General features: G+C 45.3%; 1 protein-coding gene. It reads left to right on the top strand.

Going from position 1 to position 525, the window contains the following annotated elements; genetic code table 11:
* On the top strand, positions 1–525 hold a 525-nt coding region (locus R7Q48_RS30835; RefSeq protein WP_318134217.1), incomplete at both ends, for a TonB-dependent receptor plug domain-containing protein.

The following is a 525-nucleotide window of genomic DNA, read 5'->3' as shown; positions in this document are numbered from 1 at the left end:
TCAACCTTCAATGAAGTGGTCGTGACTGCGACTCGTACTAATAGCCAAATCGAAGACACTGCTGCTTCTGTTGCCGTCGTTACTGATAAGAACATCGAAGAAAGCATGGTCACTGGCTTAGATGATCTCTTTGAGTACACGCCAGGAGTCACGGTTAAGACAAACTCGCGTCAAGGTGTCCAGAGTATCAATATTCGAGGTATCGAAGGTAACCGAATTAAGGTTCTTGTGGACGGCGTATCTCAAGGTAACCAGTTCGAATCAGGGAATACGTTCATTAACTCTGCTCGCGTTAACGTGGATACCGACCTAATAAAAGCGGTTGAAATTGTAAAAGGTGCAGCGTCGTCTCTGCATGGTTCTGACGCAATTGGTGGCATTGTTGCATTTGAAACCAAAGATCCGGCTGATTTCCTTAAGGGTCGTAACTTTGGGGGCCATGCGAAGTTCAACTACTCTTCCGAAGACAATACATTCAGTGAATCTGTTGCACTAGCGAACAAAACTGGCGATTTGGAATCTCTA

This window comes from Vibrio sp. 378 (assembly GCF_033339435.1).
Note: the sequence above shows the minus strand (reverse complement) of the source record. Positions and strands in the feature narration are given on the sequence as shown.